Below are 20,829 nucleotides of genomic sequence, written 5' to 3' on the forward strand. Positions count from 1 at the left end.
CGGCCAGCGCACACATGCAAGCCCCAGACACCGACCCCGGCTACAACTTCGCCTACCTGGACGAAGCCACGAAGCGCATGATCCGTCGTACGCTGCTGAAGGCCATCGCCATCCCGGGCCACCAGATCCCCTTCGGCGCACGCGAGATGCCGCTGCCGTATGGCTGGGGCACGGGCGGCATCCAGGTCACGGCCAGCATCCTCGGCCCCGACGACACGCTGAAGGTGATCGACCAGGGCGCGGATGACACGACCAATGCCGTCTCCATCCGCCGCTTCTTCCACCGCGTGGCCGGCGTGCGCACCACGACGCGCACGGCCGAGGCGACCATCATCCAGACCCGCCACCGCATCCCCGAACGGCCGCTGACCGAGGGGCAGGTCATGGTGTTCCAGGTACCGATGCCGGAGCCGCTGTTCAAGCTGGAACCGCGCCTCGCGGAAACCCGCCGCCTGCATGCCCTTGGCGACTATAGCCTGGCGCAGGTGAAGCTCTACGAGGACATCGCGCGGCAGGGCGAGGGCGGGTCCTCCTACAGCCATCCGGTCATGGTGAACCACCGCTACCTCATGTCGCCCTCGCCCATTCCAGGCTTCGACAACCCGAAGCTGCACATGTCACCGGCGCTGATGCTGTTCGGCGCGGGGCGCGAGAAGAAGATCTACGCGGTGCCGCCATACACCAGCGTGGTCAGCCTCGACTTCGACGACCACCCTTTCCGCCCCGTCCGCGCGCCGCACGCCTGCGCGGCCTGCGGCAGCACCACCAGCTACCTGGACGAGATCGTCACCGATGACCGGGGCGGGCGCATGTTCGTCTGCTCCGACACCGACCATTGCGCCGAGAACCAGATGGCGCGGAAGGCCGCGGAATGAGCCCGATCTTGGAAGGCCAGGACCTCGCGCTGCGCTTCGGCGCGGTGCGGGCGCTGGATGATGTCTCCCTCTCCCTCTGGCCCGGCGAGGTGGTGGCCATCGTGGGCGAGAGCGGCTCGGGCAAGTCCACCCTGCTGCGCGTGCTGGCGGGGCTGATGGAACCCCAGGCCGGGCGCGTGCTCTACCACGACGCCGAGGGCGCGGCGCAGGACGTCCACGCCCTGCGCGAGGCCGAGCGCCGCACGCTCATGCGCCGCGACTGGGGCTTCGTCCACCAGAACGCCCGAGACGGGCTGCGCATGGGCGTCTCCGCCGGCGGCAACATCGGCGAACGGCTGATGGCGGCGGGCGGGCGCCACTACGGCAACATCCGCGCGGCCGCGGCCGAATGGATGTCCCGCGTGGAAATGGACCCGGCGCGCATGGACGAGGCGCCGCGCAACTTCTCGGGCGGCATGCAGCAGCGCCTGCAGATCGCGCGCTGCCTCGTCACGCGCCCGCGCCTGGTCTTCATGGACGAACCCACGGGCGGGCTCGATGTCAGCGTGCAGGCGCGGCTGCTGGACCTGATCCGGTCACTGGTGGCGGAGCTTGGCCTCGCCGTGCTGTTCGTGACGCATGACATCGCCGCCGCCCGGCTGCTCGCGCACCGCATCGTGGTGATGCGCCACGGACGGATCGTGGAGGAAGGGCTTGCCGACCGCGTGCTGGACGACCCGCGGCACCCCTACACCCAGCTTCTCGTCGCCTCGGTGCTGGCGGCATGAGCGCGCTGGCATTGGAGGTGGCGGCGCTGTCCAAACGCTTCACCCTGCACCTGCGCGGCGGCGTGAGCTTTCCCGTGCTGGAGGATGCGGCGCTGGTGCTGCACGCGGGCGAATGCGTGGCGCTGACCGGGCCCTCGGGCGCGGGGAAATCCACGCTGATGCGCTGCATCGCCGGCAATTACGGCGCCGATTCGGGCCATATCCGCCTGCGGCATCGCGACGCCATGGTGGACCTGGCCGCCGCCGATGCGCGGCTGATGCGGGAAATTCGCGCGGAAAGCCTCGGCCATGTCTCGCAATTCCTGCGCGTGATCCCGCGCGTGCCGGCGCTGGAGGTGGTGGCCGAGCCGCTGCGCGCCCGTGGCGTGCCGCGCGCCGAGGCGGAAGCGCAGGCCGCCGCCCTGCTGGCCCGGCTCAACCTGCCCGAACGCCTGCATGGTCTGCCGCCCGCCACCTTCTCGGGCGGCGAGCAGCAGCGGGTGAACATCGCCCGCGGCTTCGTGGCCCATTACCCGCTGATGCTACTGGACGAACCCACGGCCAGCCTCGACCCCGCCAACCGCGAGGTGGTGATCGCACTGATCGCGGAGGCCAAGGCGCGGGGGGCGGCCATTCTGGGAATTTTCCATGACAGCGAGGTGCGCGCCCGCGTCGCGGATCGCCTGCATGAGGTGCGGCCGCTAGAAGACGCGGCATGAGCGCCCACATCCCCCACACACCCCACAGCGAGGCCCGATGAGCGCCATCCTTCACCGCGCCCCCGCCGCGCGCGAGACCATCCTGACCCATGCGCGCCTCATCCTGCCCGACCAGGAGCTGGACGGCACGCTGGTGCTGCGCGATGGCGTCATCGCCGATGTGCAGCCCGGCCGCGCCCATCACCCCTCGGCGGTGGATTGCGGCGGCGAGGTGCTGATGCCGGGCGTGGTGGATGTCCACACCGACAACCTGGAGCGCCAGGTGATGCCGCGCAGCAATGCGCGCTGGCCCTCGCGCTCGGCCTTCCTCAGCCACGACGCGCAATGCGCAGTGGCGGGTGTCACCACAGTGCTGGACGCGCTCTGCCTGGGCGACCTCGGCTTCGACGTGGAGCGCGGCAAGACCTTCGAGGACGGCGTGCGCGACATCACCGCGCTGACCGCCGAGGGCGTGCTGAAGGTGGAGCACCTGCTGCACCTTCGCTGCGAATTGCCGGCGGCCGACATGCCCACGCTGCTCGACCCCGTCGCGGAACACCCGCTGGTGGCCATGGTCAGCCTGATGGATCATTCGCCGGGTGTCGGCCAGTACCGGGACCTGGTGCGCTATCGCGCCATGCGGCTCAAGACCACGCGGATGACCGAGGCGCAGATCGAGACGCGCATCGCGGAACTGCTGGAACAGCGTGCCCGCCTGCGCGAACCGCAACGCCGCATGGTGCTGGACCGCTTCGCCGGCCGCGACGTGCCGCTGGCCAGCCATGACGACGAGGTGCCCGCCGAAGTCGCGCGCAACGCGGCCGACGGCATCATGGTCAGCGAATTCCCGGTGACGATGGAGGCCGCGCGCGAAGCGGCGCGGCTTGGCGTCGCCGTCATCGCCGGCGCGCCCAACATCGTCCGCGGCGGCAGCCATTCCGGCAATGTGGCGGCAATGGATCTGGTGCGCGCGGGTGCCGTGGACGTGCTGGCCAGCGACTATGTGCCGCCCGCGCTGATCGAGGCCGCCTTCGCCATGGCGGAGGTGACGGGCCTGCCCGCCGCCATCGCCACCATCACGGCCAACGCGGCCGACATGTGCCGCCTGCAGGATCGCGGGCGGCTGGCGATCGGGCAGCGTGCCGACATCGTGCGCGTCCTGCCGCACCAGGGCATTCCCGTCATCCGCGCGGTGTGGCGCGGCGGGGAGCGGGTGGCGTGACGATGCGCGCCGCCCTCTACTGGGCGCCCGAGGTGGATGATCCGCTGCACGCCGCCGGCAGCGCCTGGCTCGGCCGTGACGCCGAGACGGGCGCCACCCTGACGCAGCCCCCCGTGCCCGACCTGCCCGCCCTCACCGCCGATGCGCGGGGCTATGGCCTGCACGCGACGCTGAAGCCGCCCTTCCGCATCGCAACTTCCTACGCCGCGCTTCGCGAGGATGCGGCCGCCTTCGCGGCGCGCACGGCGCCCTTCGACCTGCCGCCACTGGCGGTGATGGACCTGAAGGGGTTCCTCGCGCTGCGCGAAACCGCCCCCTGCCCGGCGCTGCGCGCGCTGACGGATGGCGCGGTGGCCGCGCTGGACGCCCATCGCGCGCCCCCCACCGAGCAGGAGCTGGCCCGGCGCCGCAAGGCCAACCTCTCGCCCCGGCAGGAGGCGATGCTCGCGCGCTGGGGCTATCCCTATCTCGAAGAAGATTGGCAGTTCCACGTCACGCTGACGCGCCGCCTGACGCCCGAGGAAGCGGCATGGGTGCGCCCGGCGGCCGAGGCGCATTTCGCCTCAGTGTTCGAAATGGGGACCGGCCGGGCGCGGCGGGTGCGCGAGGTCTGCCTGTTCACCCAGGCCGGCCCCGGCGCCCCCTTCCTGATCGCCGAGCGCCTGGCGCTCGGCGGGTAGCCGCCTTACCGCGTGGCGGGGGCGGCCGGCGCACCCGGCTGGCCGGGCTGCCCGGGGCCGCGGCCTTCGCCACGCGCGCGCCGCTGGGGCAGCTCGTCACGGGTGATGGCGCCGTCGCCATTCGCGTCCGCCATGCGGAAGCGCATCTCGGCGGGGGCGCGCATCTCCTCCAGGGTCACGACGCCGTCGCGGTTGGCGTCGAGGCCGCGGAACATCGCCGCGCGGTGCTGCTGCATCCGCTCGGCGTGACGGCCGGTCGGCTGGGCGCGGCCTTCGCGCTGCTGGCGGCCTTCGCGCTGCGGATACATGTTGGCGAACTCCTCCGGCGTCAGCCCGCCGCTGCGGTCGGCATCGGCCGCCTGGAAGCGCTGGGTGACCACGCCCCAGGCCTCGTCCCAGGTGATGCGGCCGTCATTGTTGGTGTCGAGCTGCTGGAACATGCGGGCGCCGGGGCCACCGCCCGGACCGGCGCCGGGGCCAGGCTGGGCGAAGGCGACGCCGCCCGCGAGCAGGCCGGCGCCCAGGATGGCGGCACCGAACAGGGAGGGAATGCGAAACTTGGCCATGGTGGTCTCCTCAATGCCGGGCGGAATGTTCCGTCCGATGAGGGGACCATGCGCCCCGCTTGTAACAGCCGCATGGCGAAGCGGGCCCCGGGAGGTGATGAAATGTGACCGGCCCTGCCGGGTGTCGGGATTGAACCGACGACCTACCGCTTACAAGGCGGTTGCTCTACCGCTGAGCTAACCCGGCCAGGCGCGTCCTTCTACGGCAGGGGGCCATGGGTTGTCAGCAGGCGACGGGCGGGCTTCATGGGGCCATGCGCCCCAACCGTCCTTCGCCGCGCGCCCGCGGCCCCGCCTCCCACCGCCCGGCCGAGAGCCCCAGGGGGAGTGCGGATGGCGTCTGGCTGCACGGCCTGCACCCGGTCGCGGCCGCGCTGGCCAACCCCGCCCGCCGCCTGCGCCGCCTGCTGGTGACGCGCGAGGCCGAGCGCGAGCTGGCCGAGCGTGTGCCCAACCCCTGGCGCATCACCCCCGAACTGGTGGAACGGGACCGGCTGGCGGCCCTGCTGCCGCCCGAATCCGTCCACCAGGGCGCCGCCCTGCTGGTCGAGCCGCTGCCCGAGCTGTTGTTGGAGAAGGTGCTGGAAGGCTCCACCGGCCCGGTGCTGGTGCTGGACCAGGTGACGGACCCGCGCAATGTCGGCGCCATCCTCCGTTCCGCCGCCGCCTTCGGCGCGGCGGCGGTGGTGATGCAGGACCGCCATGCCCCACAGGAGACCGGCTCGCTCGCCCGCGCCGCCTCGGGCGCGCTGGAGGTCGTGCCCATCCTGCGCGAGGTGAACCTCTCCCGCGCCCTGCAGGCCTTGAAGAAGGCCGGGCTCTGGGTGGTGGGGCTGGAGGCGGCGGGGCCCGTCACCCTCGCGCAGTCGGGATTGCAGGGGCGGCGCGTGGCCCTGGTGCTGGGCGCCGAGGGCGAGGGGCTGCGCCGGCTGACGCGCGAGAATTGCGACGAACTCGTCCGCCTGCCCATCATGCCAGCGATGGAAAGCCTGAACGTCTCGGCCGCCGCGGCCGTGGCGCTGTATGAACTGGTGAGGGAATGACCGAATGAGTGATGCGGCCGACATGATCCTCGACGCTTGGCGCGCCAAGCGGGTGCTGGCCCCGTTGGGCAGCGCCGCCCCCCGCACGGAGGCCGAGGGCTATGCCGTGCAGCGGCGCGTGGCGGAGGCGCAGGGCGCCATCCCGCCCGCGGGCTTCAAGATCGGCGCCACGACGCGGCAGATGCAGGAGATCCTGGGCCTGGGCGGGCCGGCGGCGGGCTTCGTGCCGGCCAGCTCCATCAATGCCGATGGCCTGAGCGTCGCCTATGTCGATTTCCTCAATGCCGGCGTGGAGTGCGAGGTGGCGGTGCGACTCGGCCGCGACATGCCCGCCCGCCCCACCACCCGCGAGGCCGCGGCCGAGGCGGTGGCCGAGGTCTTCGCCGCCATCGAGATCGTGGAAAAGCGCTATGGCGACCTGGGGCAGCTCGGCACGCCCACGCTGATCGCGGACCAGGTCTTCCATGCCTCGGGCGTGCTGGGCGCGCCGGTGGCGGATTGGCGCGCGCTGGACCTGGGAGCCGCGCGGGGCGAGCTGCGCGTGGACGGCCAGGTGCGCGGGTCGGGCTTCGGGCGGGACCTGCTGGGCCATCCGCTGGAGGCGCTGGCCTGGCTCGCGGGCTCGGGCGCCGCGCGGGAATTCGGGGGGCTGAAGGCGGGGCAGGTGGTCTGGCTGGGCTCCGTGACTCCGCCGATCTGGTTGGACGGACCCTGCGCGGTGGAGGTGGAGTTCGACCTGCTGGGCCGGGTGACGCTGCGCTTCACCTGAGGCGCGTTTACCCGGCGTTAACGCCCGGCATGGGATGTGGTGGCGAGGAGCCGAACCGGCCCGAGTGACCAGCCGCCAGAAGGGCGGGCAGCAGGAATAGCCCCCCATGTCTTCGCCGGACTGGAAGCATTTGCCCGACGAACTCCAGCTCGTCCTCGCGCGCGAAGCCCTGCGTCGCGCCGCGGAAACCCTCGCCGAACATGCCGAACTCCTGGCCTTCGAGATGGAGGGCGGCATGTTGCAGGACCGCGGCGGACCGGATGCGCTGCGCCTCTTCGCCTCCGTGGTGCGGGCCACCAGCACCGACAGCCTGGGACCGGTCGGGCACGCCTGAAGGGTCCACCGCTCGCTTGTGCTGCCGCCCGGCCCTGGCCTAACCTCATCACCGGGAGTTCGACGCCACGCACCGGCCACGCACCGGAGGTGGACGAGCATGGAATTCAATCGGAGACAGGGCCTCGCCGCCGCGGGTGGTCTGGCCATGGGCGCGACCTTGCCCGCGGGCGAGGCTTCCGCCCAGACGCGCGCCGAGACGCTGCGCTATGTGACGGGCAACACCGTCAACTCGCTCGATCCGAGCGTGCCCGGTTCCACGCGCGAGAGCTTCGGCCTCAGCATGAACGTCTATGACCGCCTGGCCGCCTTCGGCCGCAAGCGGCTGGGCGACAACTGGGTCTTCGACCACAACGACATCCGCGGCGAGCTGGCCGAGCGCATTGACCGCAGCCCCGATGGCCGCACCTTCACCTTCCACATCCGCCAGGGCGCCACCTGGCATGACGGCACGCCCGTCACCGCCGAGGATGTGAAGTGGTCGCTGGACCGCGCCGTCTCCGCACGGTCGCTGGCGCCGCCGCAGATGTCCACGGGCTCCATCACCAGCCCCGACCAGTTCCGCATCGCCGGGCCGCGCGTGGTGGAGATGATGGTGGAGCGGCCGGACCGCCTCGCGCTGTCCAACATGTGCGTGCCCTACGCCATCATGATCAACAGCACGCTGGCCAAGCGCCACGCCACCACGGACGACCCCTGGGCGCTGAACTGGCTGAAGGACAATTCGGCCGCCGGCGGCGCCTATATCGTGGAGCAGCACCGGCCGGGCACCCAGACCATCCTGCGCCGCAACGACAACTGGCGGGGCGGCGAGCAGCCGGGCTTCCGCCGCGTCATCGTGCAGACCGTGCCCGAGGTGGCGACGCGCGCGAACCTGGTGGAGCGGGGCGACGCCGACCTCTCCATTGATCTGCAGCCGAGCGACGTGGCGGCGCTGGCGCAGCGCGGGCGGGTGAAGGTGGTCTCGGTGCCGCAGACCAACGGCTTCACGCACATCTCCATGAACAACACCATGGCGCCCTTCGACGATGTGAAGGTGCGCCAGGCCATCGCCGCCGCCCTGCCCTACCAGGACATGTTCCAGGCCGCGCTGTTCAGCCGCGGCCGCGCGCTGTTCGGCGCGGACTGGACCACCACGCCGCCGAATTCCGACTTCCCGCAGCCCATGCCGCTGCACAGCAACCTGGAACGCGCGCGCGAATTGCTGCGCGAATCGGGGCATCCAAACGGCTTCTCGACCACCTTCACCATCGGCACGGGCGTCTCGGCCTGGGCGGAACCGATGGCGGCGCTGATCAAGGAATCGCTCGCGCGGATCAACATCAACGTGGACATCCGCAAGCTGCCGGACGCCCAGTTCAACACGGGCCAGGCCGAGCGCACCCTGCCGTTCTACACCGAGGGCGGTACCGCCTGGCTACCGGCGCCGGACTATTTCTTCCGCCTCTACTTCACCCGGCCGCAGCGCTGGAATTTCGCCAGCTTCAACAACGAGGAAATCAACGCCCTCACGCGCGAGGCGCAGTTCGAGACAGACGCCGCGAAATACGACGCCGCCTGCAAGCGGATGATCGAAATCCTCGCCGCCGAGGTGCCGCTCATCCTCGCCTGGCAGCCGCTGCACGAGGCGGTGATGGCGCGCAACATCGAGGGCTACACCTACTGGTTCTACCGGCAGGCGGATTTCCGCGACCTCAAGCGTGTCTGACGCCGCGCAGCCCGCGCCGCGCGGGGGCAAGTGGGGCGCGGTGGGGCGGCGGGTGGGCATGCGCCTGCTCTCCGCCGTGCCGGCGCTGTTCGGGGTGCTGGTCTTCACCTTCCTGCTGATGCGCGTCCTGCCCGGCGACCCGGCGGTGTTCTTCGCCGCAGGCGCCAATACGGGCCAGGCCGAGATCGACATGGTGCGCGAGCAGATGGGCCTGGACCGGCCGATGCATGAGCAGTTGCTGCGCTACCTCTGGGACATCACCCGGGGCAATCTCGGCAACTCCATGACCACGGGGCAGCCCGTGCGGACGGACCTGGTCGAGCGGCTGCCGGCCTCGCTGGAGCTCACCTTCTCGGCGCTGCTGCTGGCGTTGAGCCTCGCACTCCCGCTCGGCATCGTGGCGGCGCTGCGGCCGGGCACGCTGGTGGACCATGTCGTGCGCTTCCTCTGCACGCTGGGCGTCTGCGTGCCGACCTTCGTCTCGGGCCTGCTGCTGATCTATGTCTTCTACTACCTGCTGGCCTGGGCGCCGGACCCGACCGGGCGGCTCGACATCTTCGCGGCCACGCCGCCCGAGATCACGGGCTTTCTCCTCATTGACTTCGCGCTGGTGCGGGATTGGGAAGGGTGGCGGGCCGCGGCGGGGCAGTTGATCCTGCCGGCCTCCACCATGGCGCTCTTCGTCCTCGCGCCGCTGGCGCGCATGACGCGGGCGTCCATGCTGGCGGTGCTGGGCAGTGACTTCGTGCGGACGGCAAAGTCCCTCGGCCTGTCGCATTGGCGCATCATCGTGGTCTATGCGCTGCGGAATGCGCTGCTGCCGGTGCTGACCATCTCGGGCATCGTCTTCTCGACCATGCTGGGCGCCAATGTGCTGGTGGAGAAGGTCTTCTCCTGGCCCGGCGTCGCCTCCTACGCGCTCGATGCGCTGCTGGCCTCGGACTACGCGCCGGTGCAGGGCTTCGTGCTGCTGATGGCGACCATCTTCGTCATGGTGAATCTGTTGATCGACATTCTCTACGGCGTGGCCGACCCGCGGGCCTCGGTGGCATGAGCGCCACCTTGCGGCATGTGGGCTGGGTGCTGCGTGGCAACCCGGTGACGGCGGCGGCGGCGGCGGGGGCCACGCTGCTGCTCTTCGTGGCCTTCTTCGCCCCCTGGCTGGCGCCCTACGATCCCATCGCCTCCAACGTGCCCAATGCCTTGCAGCCGCCCTCGGCCGCGCATTGGGCGGGCACCGACCAGCTGGGCCGGGACGTGTTCAGCCGCATCCTCTATGGCACGCGGGTGGACCTCGCCATCGCCTTCTCCGCCGTCAGCCTCTCCTTCGCCATCGGCGCGGTGGTGGGAAGTTTCTGCGGCTATGTCGGCGGCGCGCTGGACCGCGTGGTGGGGCGGCTGGTGGATGTGCTGATGGCCTTCCCGCTCTTCGTGCTGGCCATGGCGCTGGTGGCCGCACTCGGCAACTCCATCGAGAACATCATCCTCGCCACCGCCTTCATTAACCTGCCCTTCTACATCCGCTTCGCCCGCGCCGAGGTGAATGTCCGCCGCAACCTGGGCTGGGTGGAGGCCGCGCGCGCCTCGGGCGACAGCGACCTTTCGGTGGTGCTGCGCTTCCTGCTGCCCAATGTGCTGCCGGCCATGGCGGTGCAGATCTCGCTGAACCTGGGCTGGGCGATTTTGAACGCGGCGGGGCTTTCCTTCATCGGGCTCGGCATCACGCCGCCCACGCCGGAATGGGGCATCATGGTGGCCGAAGGCGCACGCTTCATCACCTCCGGCCATTGGTGGCTGGTGGCTTTTCCAGGGCTGGCGCTGATGCTCTCGGTGCTGTGCTTCAACCTGCTGGGCGACGGGCTGCGCGACATCCTCGACCCCCGGATGCGGACATGACCGGCCCGTTGCTGGAGGTCGAGGACCTTCACATCCGCTTCTCCACACGACGCGGGCCGGTGGAGGCGGTGCGCGGCATTTCCCTGCGGCTGGCCCCCGGCGAAACGCTGGGCGTGGTGGGCGAAAGCGGCTCGGGCAAGTCGGTCACGGCCTATGCGGTGACGCACCTGCTGGACCGCGCCGGGAGCATCACCCAGGGGCGCATACGCTTCCGCGGCCGCGACATCACCCGCGCCGGGCGGCACGAACTGCGCGAGCTGCGCGGCAGTGCGATGTCCATGATCTTTCAGAACCCGCGCGGGGCGCTGAACCCCATCCGCACCGTGGGGCGCCAGATCGCGGACGTGCTGCGCGCCCACAACGCCATCACGGCGCGCGAGGCGCGTGAGCGTGCGCTCGACCTGCTGCGCGCCGTGCTGATCCGTGACCCGAAGGGCAACCTCGACGCCTATCCGCACGAGCTTTCGGGCGGCATGTGCCAGCGCGTGATGATCGCCATGGCCATCGCGTGTGAGCCGGCGTTGATGATCGCGGACGAGCCCACCACGGGCCTCGACGTCACCACGCAAAAGACGGTGATGGACCTGCTGGCCCGCATCACGGCCGAGCGCGGCATGGCGATGATCCTCATCACGCATGACCTGGGCCTCGCCGCGCAATATTGCCGGCGCGTCGCGGTGATGGAACGTGGCCTGGTGGTGGAGGAAGGTGCGGCCGCGCGGCTCTTCCAGGCGCCCGACCACCCCTACACGCGCCGGCTGATCGCGGCCTCGCCCACCCGCACCTCCACCGTGGCGGACCTGGTCGAGGGCGATGCCCCGCCACCGCCCCGACGCGCGCCCCGCGCCCCCGGAACGCCACTGCTGCTGGAAGTGCAGGGCCTGTTCAAGCAATATGCCCGCACCCGCGCCGTGGATGATGTCTCCTTCACGCTCGAACCCGGGGAGAGCCTGGGGCTCGTGGGCGAAAGCGGCTCGGGCAAGAGCACCATCTCGCGCCTGATCTGCCGGCTGATTGATGCGACGGCGGGCGAGATCATTTTCGACGGCCAATCCATCGCGGCGACACCCGCGCGGCACTTCCACAAGGCGCCGCAGCGGCGCGACATCCAGATCGTCTTCCAGGACCCGACCGACAGCCTCAACCCGCGCTTCAGCGCCTTCGACAGCATCGCCCACCCGCTGCGCCGGCTGGACCGGCTGCCGTCCGAGGCGGCGCTGCGCGCCCGTGTGGAGGAGTGCGCGGAACGCTGTGGCCTGCCGCGCGAGTTGCTGGACCGCTTCCCGCACCAGCTCTCGGGCGGGCAGAAGGCGCGGGTGGGCATCGCGCGCGCCATCGCCACGCGCCCGCGCCTCTTGGTGCTGGATGAACCGACGGCCGCGCTGGACGTCTCGGTGCAGGCCGTGATCCTGAAGCTGCTGGACGATCTGCGGCGCGAGGACGGGCTGGGCTATCTCTTCGTCAGCCACGACCTCAACGTGGTGCGGATGATGTGCGAGCGCACCATCGTCCTGCGCCAGGGCCGCATCGTGGAACAGGGGCCGAGTGCCGCGCTCTTCGCGGCACCCCAGGCCGCCTATACGCGGGAATTGCTGGCCGCCATCCCGCACTTCGACCCGGAGGCGATGCGGGAGCCGGCCTAGACCGGCTACTTGCGATCCGACCGCGGGTCCAGCGCGTCGCGCAGCCCGTCGCCCGCCAGGTTGAAGGCCAGCACCACCAGGAAGATGGCCAGCCCCGGGAAAATGGCGAGCCAAGGCGCCTGCGTCAGGAAGCGCTGCGCCGAGTTCAGCATGGAGCCCCAGGACGGATCGGGCGGCTGCATGCCGAGGCCGAGGAAGGAGAGCGAGGCCTCGGCGATGATGGCCTCCGCGATGGAGAGCGTCGCCTGCACCATCAAGGGTGGCACGATGTTGGGCGCCACATGCACGATGGCCGTGCGCCAGGGCGGGTTGCCGAGCGCACGCGCCGCCTCCACCCAGTCGGTGGACATGGCCTCCAGCGCCATGCCGCGCGCCAGCCGCACGAAGACCGGCGAGGCCGAGATGGCGATGGCGAGCATCGCGTTCTCCAGCGCCGGTCCCAGGAAGGCGGCCAGGGCGATGGCGAGGATCAGGAAGGGCACCGAGAGCATGGCGTCCGCGATGCGCGAGATTACCGCATCCACCCAGCCGCCCGCCATGCCCGCCAGCAGCCCGATGGGCACGCCGATGATGACGGCGCCCAGCACCGCCAGCACGCCCGCCATCAGCGAGGCGCGCGCCCCCCATATGACGCGCGAGAGCACGTCGCGCCCATTCTCATCCGTGCCGAACCAATGCGCGGCGGAGGGTGCGCGGCGGATGGCGGTCCAGGAGGTCTGGTTCGGGTCATAGGGGGCCAGCAGCGGGGCGAAGGCCGCCACCAGCACGAAGAGCACCACCACGACGAGGCCCGCCATGGCGAGGCGGTGCCGCAGGAAGCGGCGGATGGCGCGTTGGGTGGGGCTTTCGCCCGCCTGGATCACGGCACTCATGCGCGGCGCAGCCTCGGGTTGATGGCCATGTAGAGGATGTCCGCTAGCAGGCTCAGCAGGACGAAGATGAGGGCGGTGGCCAGCACCACCCCCTGCACCACCGGGTAGTCGCGGTTGAACACCGCATCCACCACCAGCTTGCCGAAGCCCGGGATGGAGAAGATCTGCTCGGTCAGGACCGCGCCCGAGAGCAGGCGGCCGAACTCGATGGTGCCAAGCGTCACCACCGGAATCAGCGCGTTGCGGAGCGCATGCTTCCACACCACCACGCGCTCGCGCAGGCCCTTGGCGCGGGCGGTGCGGACATAGTCCTGGCTCATCGCACCCAGCATGGCGGCACGGGTGTGGCGCATCAGCACGCCGGCCACACCGGTGCCGAGGACGAAGGCCGGCATGATGGTGGTGGCGAGCGACTGCCAGGGGTCCTCGGTCAGCGGCACATAGCCCGAGGGCGGCAGCCAACCCAACTGCACGCTGAACAGCAGGATCATCAGGATGCCCAACCAGAAATTGGGCATGGAAATGCCGAAGAGCGCCGCGCCATTGGCCGCCCAGTCGGCCGGCTGGTCCTTCCGCACGGCGGAGAGGATGCCCAGCGGCACGCCGATCAGCACCGCGATGATGAAGGCCATCGCGCCGAGCTGGAAGGTGACGGGCAGCTTCTCCAGGATGAGCTCCGACACCGGCACGCGGATGCGCCAGGAGAAGCCGAAATCCCCCTGGATCACGCGCGTGATCCAGGCCCAGTACTGCTCGGGCAGGGAGCGGTCGAGGCGCAGCTCGGCGCGGATCTGCGCCAGCACCTGCTCGTCGCCCCGCTCCTCACCGGCGAGGATGAGCGCGGGGTCGCCGGGCATCAGCTGCTGCAGCCCGAAGATCATCACGGAGAGGATGAGCAGGGTGGGGATGATCTGCCCCACCCGCCGCAGCAGCCAGATGCCCATGGGTCAGTTCAGCCTGAGGCCCTGGACCCGGATCATCCCATCCGGTACCGGCACATAGCCCTGCAGGCGCGTGGAATGGATGAAGATGTTCTTCCGGTGCCAGAGATACATGCGGGCCCGGTCCTGCCGCAGCGAGACCTGGTTCAGTTCCGCGTAGAGGGCGCGGCGGCGGTCGGCGTCCAGTTCGACGCGGGCCGCATCCAGAAGGCGGTCGGCCTCGGGGTTGCTGTAGCGCCCGTCATTGGCGGGGCCGCGGCTGTGGACGAAGGTGTAGATGTTGCCATCCGGGTCCACGCGGCCCGACCAGCCGAGCAGGAAGGTCTCGAACTCGCCCCTCGTGCTAGCCTGGAGGGAGGAGGCGAATTCCATGGCGTTGATGCGCAGCTCGAAGCCCGCCTCGCGCACCATGGCCTGGATCACCTCGCCCACCTGGCGCAGGTCGGGGTTGTTCGGGACCGTGAGTTCCACGCGCACCGGCGTCTGCACCCCGGCCTCGCGCAGCAGCTGGCGGGCGCGGGCGACGTTGCGCGCCTCCGGCTGGAAGTCACGGACATGGAAGGGGTTGGCCGGCGGCACGGCCTGGGCGGTCGGCGTATAGGCGCCGCTATAGACCACCTGGTTGATGGCCGCGCGGTCAATGGCGAGTTCGAAGGCCTCGCGCACGCGGGGGTTCTGGCCGAAGGGCGTCTGGGCGCGCGGGCCGTTGTTCAGGTTGTAGGTGATGCCCTGGTAGCCGAGCTCGGGCACCTGCACCACGCGCAGGCGGTTGTTGCGGGCCACCATCTCGACATGGTCGGGCTCCATCCGCTCGGCGAACTCCACGGCGCCCGACTGGACGTTGGCGATGCGCGCGTTGTTGTCGGGAATGGGCAGGTAGGTGATGCGGTCGAGGTGGATGACGGACGGGTTCCAATAGTCGGCGAAGCGCTCCACCACGATGCGGCTCTGCGCCACGCGCTCCACGAAGCGGAAGGGGCCGGCGCAGACGGGGCGCAGGCCGAAGTCGCGCCCGGCGGCCTCGGCGGCGCGCGGGCTCAGGATCATGCCCGAGCGGTCCGTCAGCACGGAGAGGAAGGCGGCGGAGGGCGCGCGCAGCGTGATGCGGACCGTCAGGGGGTCCACCGCCTCGACCTTCTCGATACCGGTCAGCTCGCTGCGGCGGAAGCTGCCCTGGAAGCTGGCGTGGCGATTGAGGGAATAGACCACCGCCTCGGCGTCCATCCGCTCGCCGTCATGGAAGCGCACGCCTTCGCGCAGGGTGATGATGAGGGTGGTGGGGTTTTCCCAGCGATAGCCGGTGGCGAGCATCGGCACCACTTCCAGCTGCTCGTTGATGTCGAACAGCTTGTCGCAGAGCGAGGCGAAGACGATGCGCCCGACATAGGTGCGGGCCAGGGTCGGGTCGAGGATGTCCGGGTCCTCGCGCAGGGCGATGCGCAGGTGCTGCTGGGCGGCGGCAGGCTGGGCCGCGAGCCCGGTGCCGAGCGCGACCCCCACGGCCATGGCCGCGGCGACGAAATGGCGTCTCATGTTGTTTCTCCCTGTGATGAGGCCGGCTGGAAAAAGGATTGCAGGTGCCTGAGCCGCGCATCGGGCGCCATGCGGGGCGCGGGCGGCGGGATGGGCGGCAGGCTGTCCGCGAAGTGGCAGGCGACGCCGCCCACCAGCGCGGGCATTTCCGCCGCGCAACGCGCCTCGGCATGCGGGCAGCGCGTGCGGAAGCGGCAGCCGGAGGGGGGCGCGATGGGGCTCGGCACATCGCCCGCGATGGGGGCGCCGCCGCCATGGCCCGGAATGGCCGCCAGCAGTGCGCGGGTATAGGGGTGGCGCGGGTTGGCGAAGATCTCCGCCACGCTGCCCTCCTCCACGATCTGGCCGAGATACATGACCGCCACCCGGTTCGCGAGGTGGCGCACCACGCCGAGGTCATGGCTGATCAGCACGAAGGTGAGGCCGAGGTCGCGAATCAGGTCGCTCAGCAGGTTCACCACCTGCGCCTGCACCGAGACATCCAGCGCCGAGACGGGCTCATCGCCGATGATGAGGCGCGGGCGCGAGGCCAGCGCGCGCGCGATGGCAATGCGCTGGCGCTGGCCGCCGCTGAACTCGTGCGGCCAACGGCGCGCGTGCTCGGGGCGCAGGCCCACGCGCTCCAGCAGGCTGGCCACCTCCGCGCGTTCCTGCGCGGGGGGGACGATGCCGTGCAGGCGCAGCGGCTCGGCCACCGCGGCCTCCACCGTCATGCGCGGGTCGAGGCTGCCGAAGGGGTCCTGGAAGATGATCTGCATCTCGCGCCGCCGCGCGCGCAACGCGCGGGGCGAGAGGGTGCCCAGGTCCTCGCCCGCGAAGCGCACCTGGCCGCTGTCGGGCGTGATGAGGCGCAGCATGACGCGGCCCAGCGTGGACTTGCCGCAGCCGCTCTCGCCCACGATGGCCAGCACCTCGCCCGCGGCGACCGAGAGCGTCACGCCATCCACCGCGCGGACCGCGCCGCGGGCACGGCCCATGCCGTCGCGCACGGGGAAATGCTTCACGACGTTGGAGAGGCTCAGCAGGTCGCTCATGCCGCGAGGCTCGCTTCGAGTGGCGCGCGGTGGCAGGCCACGCCATGCTCGGCGCTAAGCGCGGTCAGCGCCGGCGCCTCGGCCTCGCAGCGCGCGATGCGGAAGGGGCAGCGCGGCGCGAAGCGGCAGCCCGGCGGTGGGGTGCGGAGGTCGGGCACTGTGCCCTCGATGGAGGCGAGGCGCGCCGTGGGCGACGCCGCCGAGGGCCGGGCCCCCAGCAGGCCGATGGTGTAGGGATGCTCCGGCCGGGCGAAGAGCTGCGCGGCCGGCGCGTGCTCGACCACCCGGCCCGCATACATGACGGCGACATGGTCCGCATGGTCGGCCACCACGCCGAGGTCGTGGGTGATGAGCAGCACGGCCGTGCCCGTCTCGCGCTTCAGCTCGTCCAGCAGCGCCAGGATCTGCGCCTGCACGGTGACGTCCAGCGCGGTGGTGGGCTCGTCCGCGATCAGCAGCTTGGGGCGGCAGGCCAGCGCCATGGCGATCATGACGCGCTGGCGCATGCCACCGCTCATTTCATGCGGGTATTGCCGGGCGCGGCGGGCGGCATCGGGGATGCGCACGCGCTCCAGCATGGCCACCGCCTCACGCGCGGCGTCGGCCTTGGAGATGGCGCGGTGCGCGCGGATGGCCTCGGCCACCTGGTCACCCGCCGTGAAGGCGGGGTTCAGGCTGGTCATGGGCTCCTGGAAGATCATGGCGACATCGCCGCCGCGCAGACGGCGCATCTCGTCGGGGGCGAGGCCCAGCAATTCCTGGCCGGAGAGACGCACCGCGCCCCCCACCTGCGTGCCCTCGGCCAGCAGCCCGATGATGGCGAGCGCGGTGGCCGACTTGCCGCAGCCGGATTCGCCCACCACGGCCAGGGTCTGCCCCGCGCCCACGCGGAGCGTGAGCCCGTCCACCGCCTTCAACCCATTGGGAAAGCGGATGGAAAGCCCCGCCACATCCAGGACAGGCGTCACCTTCCGGCTCCGCCCGACGCGGTGCCGCAGAACAGCCTTGCTCGCAATATCAATCTCCCGCGGGCTTGTGCCCTGCGTTTCTCCCGGAGAACGAGATATGGCGCAGGGTTCCGGGGCTGGCAAGCCGCGCGGCCTCGACGTGCCGCGCGGCGAAACTGGCGCCCTACGTCAGGCCAGGCTGTCGAACCAGCGCTTCCATTCGGCGGCGCCACGGGCATAGGTGCCCCGGTGGCTGGTGGGCCCGGTCGAGATCGCCTCCACCTTGTCGTTGCCCATGGCCTGCTGGAACACCATGGCGAGGCGGCCGATGCCCTGCGTGATGGCTTCGTCGGTATCGCCGTAGTAGTTGCGCGTGGGCGTGCGCACCACCCAGCGATAGGCCTGATTCTCGAAGAGCATCCTGCCAAAGGGCGACCCCGCGAAGAAGGCCGCGTCGAAATAGGGCTCGGCCACCAGGTCGCGCAGCTTGGTGGGGATCTTGGTCGGATCGACCGCCTGGCCCTCATAGGCGCCGCGGCACACGTCATAATGCTCGGGCTTCAGCAGGGACCGCGCGAGGCCCGGCACCTGATAGTAATTCTCGAAGGAGAAGGACGCCAGGATGAACAGGGTGCCCACCCAGTCGGCGTCGTTGGGACGCGGGAAATTCAGGAAGCCGTTCAGTGCCGCCCAGGGGTCCACCGGGGCGCTGGCCGTCGCCGCGGCGCGCACCGGAACCCCGATGGCCTCAAGCCGCTCCAGCATGGCCATGGTCACATAGCCGCCCTGCGACCACCCGCCGAGAAAGAGCTGCGAGGGCGTGAGGCCCTGCGCCGCGAGAAAGGCGCGCGCGGCGGGCAGCATGTCCGCAGTCGCCTGCTGGTGGCTCGCCTTCACCATGTAGCCCTGGGGCTCGCGCGAGTCGCCCATGCCGACATAATCCGCACCCGTCAGCAGGTAGCCCTGCCCGGCGAAGAGCGCGATCATCAGCTGCGTCTCCGGCGAGTTCTCGGGGTAGGAGGGCACCTCCTGTTTTCCGTAGACCGTGCCGTGCTGGTAGGACACCAGCGGCAAGGTGGTCTGCGGCACCTCGGGAATGGCCACCAGCCCTGTCAGCGCCACGGGCTTGTTGCCGAGTTCCGGCACCACCGAAGGATAGGTCACGCGATAGAGGCGCACCGCGTTGCGGGCCGCGGGATATTCCACATTCACGCCCGAGAAGGCCGGCATGTCGGTGGTGAGGATGCGATTGAGTCGCGCCACATCCCAACGTGCGATCTGCGTGGCGGTCACGCCGGCCGGCAGGACGGGGGCGGCGCCCTGGGCACGGGCCATGGGAGCAAGCGCCATCGCGCCCAGCGTCATTCCCGCGGCCGCGGCGGCAGCCATGTTACGGCGGCCCAGACCCCGGACGGGATTTTCGTCTTGCATAGCTTGTCGCTTCCTTCCGCCTGATCATTTCAAGCGGCCAACCTGTAGCATACACCCACGACAACCCGCATCCCCCAATCCCGCGGACCACGTCACGCCAATGCCACGGTCGCGTCGTCCCATCGCAACATTCGCGTGGACCATCGCGCCCTGACATCCGTCCCGATGCGTCGCTCCGCGCGCCAAACCGCCGCCATGCCTCGCTTTGGGTGCATGCGGCACCGGCGCGCATTGTCACGGAACCTCCCCCGCTTCGTCACGTGGCTGTGACCAGGCAGCGGCTAACCCTCCGCCCCAACGAGCGGGGAATGACGAGGCATGGCGCGGCGGAAGAATGTGTTGCTCATCGTGGTGGACCAGTGGCGGGCGGACTTCATCCCGCATCTGGGCGCGGGCTTCCTGCGCACCCCCAACCTCGACCGGCTGTGCCGCGAAGGTGTCACCTTCCGCAACCACGTCACCAACACCGTGCCCTGCGGCCCGGCCCGCGCCTCACTGCTGACGGGCCTCTATCTGATGAACCATCGCGCGGTGCAGAACACCGTGCCGCTCGATGCGCGTCACGCCAATCTCGGCAAGGCGCTGCGCCTCATCGGCTATGACCCGGCGCTGATCGGCTACACCACCACCACGCCGGACCCGCGCACCACCGGGCCCCGCGACCCGCGCTTCACCACGCTCGGCGACCTGATGGACGGGTTCCGCAGCGTGGGGGCCTTCGAGCCCTCGATGGACGGGTATTTCGGCTGGCTGGCGCACAAGGGCTACGCCCTGCCCGAGCCGCGCGAGAACATCTGGCTGCCCGAGGGCATGGACGCGGAACCCGGCGTCACCGCCCTGCCCTGCCGCATCCCGCGCGAGCTGTCGGACAGTGCCTACTTCACCGAGCGCGCCCTGACCTACCTGAAGGGCCGCGGCAAGCGCCCCTGGTTCCTGCACCTGGGCTTCTACCGCCCGCACCCGCCCTTTATCGCGCCCGCCCCCTACAACGCGATGTATTCCTCGGACGAGATGTCCGGCCCCATCCGCCGCGACACCTGGCAGGAGGAAGCGGCCCAGCACCCGCTGCTGGACCACTACCTGCGCCACGTGGCGCAAGGCTCCTTCTTCCGTGGCGCGGAGGGTGCGGCGAACCAGCTCGACGAAGCCGCCATCCGCCAGATGCGCGCCACCTATTGCGGCCTCATCACCGAGATCGACGACTGCCTGGGCCAGGTCTTCGCCCACCTGCAGGAGACGGGCCAGTGGGAGGAGACGATGGTGATCTTCACCTCCGACCATGGCGAGCAGCTGGGCGACCACTGGCTGCTGGGCAAGATCGGCTATCACGACGAAAGCTTCCGCATCCCGCTCGTCATCAAGGATGCCGGCCACAACCCCCGCGCGGGCGAGGTCGAGGCCGCATTCACCGAGAGCGTGGACGTGATGCCCACCATCCTCGCGGCACTGGGCGGCGACATTCCCCGTGCCTGCGACGGGCAAGACCTGATGCCGCTGGTGCATTCGGGCGCGCCCTCGGATTGGCGCCGCTTCGCCTTCACCGAATACGACTTCCGCGACGTCTTCTACTCGCGCCCCGAAACCTCCCTGGGCCTCGCCATGGATGATTGCGCGCTCTGCGCCATCCAGGACGGCACGCGGAAGTATGTGCATTTCTCGGGCCTGCCGCCGCTCTTCTTCGACCTCGAACGCGACCCGCACATGTTCGAGAACCTCGCCGACAGGCCCGAACACGCGGCCGAGGTGCGGGACTGGGCGCAGCGCGCCCTTTCCCACCGCATGCGCCACGCCGAGCGCACGCTGACCCATTTCCGCGCCACGCCCTCGGGCCTCGAGGAACGCGACACCCCTTCCCGCCCCGCGCTGCCCATCGCCGCGCAGTGACCAGGAGA

Annotated in this window: 20 protein-coding genes and 1 tRNA gene; 13 read left to right on the forward strand and 8 right to left on the reverse strand. The window is 70.5% G+C overall.

Annotated elements, in window-relative coordinates:
* Window positions 1–14 precede the first annotated feature (14 nt).
* From GGQ83_RS06605 to GGQ83_RS06625, 5 genes are read left to right on the forward strand one after another with little or no spacing between them, the layout of a single operon-like run.
* Entirely contained in the window at window positions 15–875 is an 861-nt protein-coding gene (locus GGQ83_RS06605) for an alpha-D-ribose 1-methylphosphonate 5-phosphate C-P-lyase PhnJ (protein WP_184383005.1), read from the forward strand.
* Window positions 872–1,642, forward strand: coding sequence for a phosphonate C-P lyase system protein PhnK (gene phnK / locus GGQ83_RS06610; RefSeq protein WP_184383006.1), 771 nt, complete (start codon window positions 872–874; stop codon window positions 1,640–1,642). The genes GGQ83_RS06605 and phnK overlap by 4 nt, the downstream gene beginning before the upstream one ends.
* Window positions 1,639–2,340, forward strand: coding sequence for a phosphonate C-P lyase system protein PhnL (phnL, locus tag GGQ83_RS06615; RefSeq protein WP_184383007.1), 702 nt, complete (start codon window positions 1,639–1,641; stop codon window positions 2,338–2,340). Before phnK ends, phnL begins: the two co-directional genes overlap by 4 nt.
* Window positions 2,341–2,377: 37 nt before the next feature.
* Window positions 2,378–3,541 (forward strand): alpha-D-ribose 1-methylphosphonate 5-triphosphate diphosphatase, encoded by a 1,164-nt coding sequence (locus tag GGQ83_RS06620; RefSeq protein WP_184383008.1) that lies wholly within the window; start codon window positions 2,378–2,380, stop codon window positions 3,539–3,541.
* A 2-nt stretch (window positions 3,542–3,543) separates the two neighbouring features.
* Window positions 3,544–4,221, forward strand: coding sequence for a DUF1045 domain-containing protein (locus tag GGQ83_RS06625; protein ID WP_184383621.1), 678 nt, complete (start codon window positions 3,544–3,546; stop codon window positions 4,219–4,221).
* Between the two features lie 5 nt (window positions 4,222–4,226).
* On the opposite strand, the gene GGQ83_RS06630 is transcribed toward GGQ83_RS06625, so the two are convergent.
* Window positions 4,227–4,787, reverse strand: a complete 561-nt coding sequence (locus tag GGQ83_RS06630) for an EF-hand domain-containing protein (protein WP_184383009.1) — start codon at window positions 4,785–4,787, stop codon at window positions 4,227–4,229.
* A gap of 115 nt (window positions 4,788–4,902) precedes the next feature.
* A tRNA-Thr gene (locus tag GGQ83_RS06635) sits at window positions 4,903–4,974 on the reverse strand.
* A 67-nt stretch (window positions 4,975–5,041) separates the two neighbouring features.
* On the opposite strand from GGQ83_RS06635, the gene rlmB reads away from it, so the two are divergent.
* From rlmB to GGQ83_RS20275, 7 genes are all read left to right on the forward strand, one after another.
* A complete protein-coding gene (rlmB, locus tag GGQ83_RS06640) occupies window positions 5,042–5,830 on the forward strand; it encodes a 23S rRNA (guanosine(2251)-2'-O)-methyltransferase RlmB (RefSeq protein ID WP_184383010.1) in 789 nt (262 codons plus the stop codon).
* A gap of 4 nt (window positions 5,831–5,834) precedes the next feature.
* Entirely contained in the window at window positions 5,835–6,599 is a 765-nt protein-coding gene (locus GGQ83_RS06645) for a 2-keto-4-pentenoate hydratase (protein WP_184383011.1), read from the forward strand.
* A 106-nt stretch (window positions 6,600–6,705) separates the two neighbouring features.
* Window positions 6,706–6,933, forward strand: a complete 228-nt coding sequence (locus GGQ83_RS06650; RefSeq protein WP_184383012.1) for a hypothetical protein — start codon at window positions 6,706–6,708, stop codon at window positions 6,931–6,933.
* 99 nt (window positions 6,934–7,032) lie between these two features.
* Window positions 7,033–8,640: an ABC transporter substrate-binding protein gene (locus GGQ83_RS06655; protein ID WP_184383013.1), complete on the forward strand. Its 1,608-nt coding sequence runs from the start codon at window positions 7,033–7,035 to the stop codon at window positions 8,638–8,640.
* Entirely contained in the window at window positions 8,633–9,694 is a 1,062-nt protein-coding gene (locus GGQ83_RS06660) for an ABC transporter permease (RefSeq protein ID WP_311727461.1), read from the forward strand. Before GGQ83_RS06655 ends, GGQ83_RS06660 begins: the two co-directional genes overlap by 8 nt.
* Complete coding sequence (locus GGQ83_RS06665; protein WP_184383014.1) at window positions 9,691–10,536, forward strand: ABC transporter permease; 846 nt, start codon at window positions 9,691–9,693, stop codon at window positions 10,534–10,536. Before GGQ83_RS06660 ends, GGQ83_RS06665 begins: the two co-directional genes overlap by 4 nt.
* Window positions 10,533–12,179 carry a dipeptide ABC transporter ATP-binding protein gene (locus GGQ83_RS20275; protein ID WP_184383015.1) on the forward strand — a complete coding sequence of 549 codons (1,647 nt, stop codon included), beginning with the start codon at window positions 10,533–10,535 and terminating at the stop codon, window positions 12,177–12,179. Before GGQ83_RS06665 ends, GGQ83_RS20275 begins: the two co-directional genes overlap by 4 nt.
* 5 nt (window positions 12,180–12,184) lie before the next feature.
* Here GGQ83_RS20275 and GGQ83_RS06675 read toward each other — a convergent pair whose 3' ends face one another.
* The 6 genes from GGQ83_RS06675 to GGQ83_RS06700 all read right to left on the reverse strand — a co-directional run bounded on the left by GGQ83_RS06675 (window position 12,185) and on the right by GGQ83_RS06700 (window position 18,841).
* Window positions 12,185–13,051, reverse strand: a complete 867-nt coding sequence (locus tag GGQ83_RS06675) for an ABC transporter permease (protein ID WP_184383016.1) — start codon at window positions 13,049–13,051, stop codon at window positions 12,185–12,187.
* Window positions 13,048–13,995 carry an ABC transporter permease gene (locus GGQ83_RS06680; RefSeq protein ID WP_184383017.1) on the reverse strand — a complete coding sequence of 316 codons (948 nt, stop codon included), beginning with the start codon at window positions 13,993–13,995 and terminating at the stop codon, window positions 13,048–13,050. The genes GGQ83_RS06675 and GGQ83_RS06680 overlap by 4 nt, the downstream gene beginning before the upstream one ends.
* Window positions 13,996–13,998: 3 nt before the next feature.
* Window positions 13,999–15,525: an ABC transporter substrate-binding protein gene (locus GGQ83_RS06685; RefSeq protein ID WP_184383018.1), complete on the reverse strand. Its 1,527-nt coding sequence runs from the start codon at window positions 15,523–15,525 to the stop codon at window positions 13,999–14,001.
* Complete coding sequence (locus tag GGQ83_RS06690) at window positions 15,522–16,559, reverse strand: ABC transporter ATP-binding protein (protein ID WP_184383019.1); 1,038 nt, start codon at window positions 16,557–16,559, stop codon at window positions 15,522–15,524. The genes GGQ83_RS06685 and GGQ83_RS06690 overlap by 4 nt, the downstream gene beginning before the upstream one ends.
* Complete coding sequence (locus GGQ83_RS06695; protein ID WP_184383020.1) at window positions 16,556–17,527, reverse strand: ABC transporter ATP-binding protein; 972 nt, start codon at window positions 17,525–17,527, stop codon at window positions 16,556–16,558. Before GGQ83_RS06695 ends, GGQ83_RS06690 begins: the two co-directional genes overlap by 4 nt.
* A 168-nt stretch (window positions 17,528–17,695) precedes the next feature.
* Window positions 17,696–18,841: an alpha/beta hydrolase family protein gene (locus GGQ83_RS06700; protein ID WP_207018001.1), complete on the reverse strand. Its 1,146-nt coding sequence runs from the start codon at window positions 18,839–18,841 to the stop codon at window positions 17,696–17,698.
* A 414-nt stretch (window positions 18,842–19,255) separates the two neighbouring features.
* Here GGQ83_RS06700 and pehA point away from each other — a divergent pair, with 414 nt between their 5' ends.
* On the forward strand, window positions 19,256–20,821 hold the full coding sequence (gene pehA / locus GGQ83_RS06705) for a phosphoric/sulfuric ester hydrolase PehA (RefSeq protein ID WP_184383022.1): 1,566 nt from the start codon (window positions 19,256–19,258) through the stop codon (window positions 20,819–20,821).
* Window positions 20,822–20,829 lie beyond the last annotated feature (8 nt).

The sequence above is a fragment of the Roseococcus suduntuyensis genome, assembly GCF_014196305.1.
GTDB classification, from domain to species: domain Bacteria; phylum Pseudomonadota; class Alphaproteobacteria; order Acetobacterales; family Acetobacteraceae; genus Roseococcus; species Roseococcus suduntuyensis.

What these genes read in the sequence shown, in the direction of transcription:
- GGQ83_RS06605 (WP_184383005.1), top strand. Translation starts at nt 15, where the DNA reads ATGCAAGCCCCAGACACCGACCCCGGCTACAACTTCGCCTACCTGGAC.
- phnK (WP_184383006.1), top strand. Translation starts at nt 872, where the DNA reads ATGAGCCCGATCTTGGAAGGCCAGGACCTCGCGCTGCGCTTCGGCGCG.
- phnL (WP_184383007.1), top strand. Translation starts at nt 1,639, where the DNA reads ATGAGCGCGCTGGCATTGGAGGTGGCGGCGCTGTCCAAACGCTTCACC.
- GGQ83_RS06620 (WP_184383008.1), top strand. Translation starts at nt 2,378, where the DNA reads ATGAGCGCCATCCTTCACCGCGCCCCCGCCGCGCGCGAGACCATCCTG.
- GGQ83_RS06625 (WP_184383621.1), top strand. Translation starts at nt 3,544, where the DNA reads ATGCGCGCCGCCCTCTACTGGGCGCCCGAGGTGGATGATCCGCTGCAC.
- GGQ83_RS06630 (WP_184383009.1), bottom strand. Translation starts at nt 4,787, where the DNA reads ATGGCCAAGTTTCGCATTCCCTCCCTGTTCGGTGCCGCCATCCTGGGC.
- rlmB (WP_184383010.1), top strand. Translation starts at nt 5,042, where the DNA reads ATGCGCCCCAACCGTCCTTCGCCGCGCGCCCGCGGCCCCGCCTCCCAC.
- GGQ83_RS06645 (WP_184383011.1), top strand. Translation starts at nt 5,835, where the DNA reads ATGAGTGATGCGGCCGACATGATCCTCGACGCTTGGCGCGCCAAGCGG.
- GGQ83_RS06650 (WP_184383012.1), top strand. Translation starts at nt 6,706, where the DNA reads ATGTCTTCGCCGGACTGGAAGCATTTGCCCGACGAACTCCAGCTCGTC.
- GGQ83_RS06655 (WP_184383013.1), top strand. Translation starts at nt 7,033, where the DNA reads ATGGAATTCAATCGGAGACAGGGCCTCGCCGCCGCGGGTGGTCTGGCC.
- GGQ83_RS06665 (WP_184383014.1), top strand. Translation starts at nt 9,691, where the DNA reads ATGAGCGCCACCTTGCGGCATGTGGGCTGGGTGCTGCGTGGCAACCCG.
- GGQ83_RS20275 (WP_184383015.1), top strand. Translation starts at nt 10,533, where the DNA reads ATGACCGGCCCGTTGCTGGAGGTCGAGGACCTTCACATCCGCTTCTCC.
- GGQ83_RS06675 (WP_184383016.1), bottom strand. Translation starts at nt 13,051, where the DNA reads ATGAGTGCCGTGATCCAGGCGGGCGAAAGCCCCACCCAACGCGCCATC.
- GGQ83_RS06680 (WP_184383017.1), bottom strand. Translation starts at nt 13,995, where the DNA reads ATGGGCATCTGGCTGCTGCGGCGGGTGGGGCAGATCATCCCCACCCTG.
- GGQ83_RS06685 (WP_184383018.1), bottom strand. Translation starts at nt 15,525, where the DNA reads ATGAGACGCCATTTCGTCGCCGCGGCCATGGCCGTGGGGGTCGCGCTC.
- GGQ83_RS06690 (WP_184383019.1), bottom strand. Translation starts at nt 16,559, where the DNA reads ATGAGCGACCTGCTGAGCCTCTCCAACGTCGTGAAGCATTTCCCCGTG.
- GGQ83_RS06700 (WP_207018001.1), bottom strand. Translation starts at nt 18,841, where the DNA reads ATGGCCCGTGCCCAGGGCGCCGCCCCCGTCCTGCCGGCCGGCGTGACC.
- pehA (WP_184383022.1), top strand. Translation starts at nt 19,256, where the DNA reads ATGGCGCGGCGGAAGAATGTGTTGCTCATCGTGGTGGACCAGTGGCGG.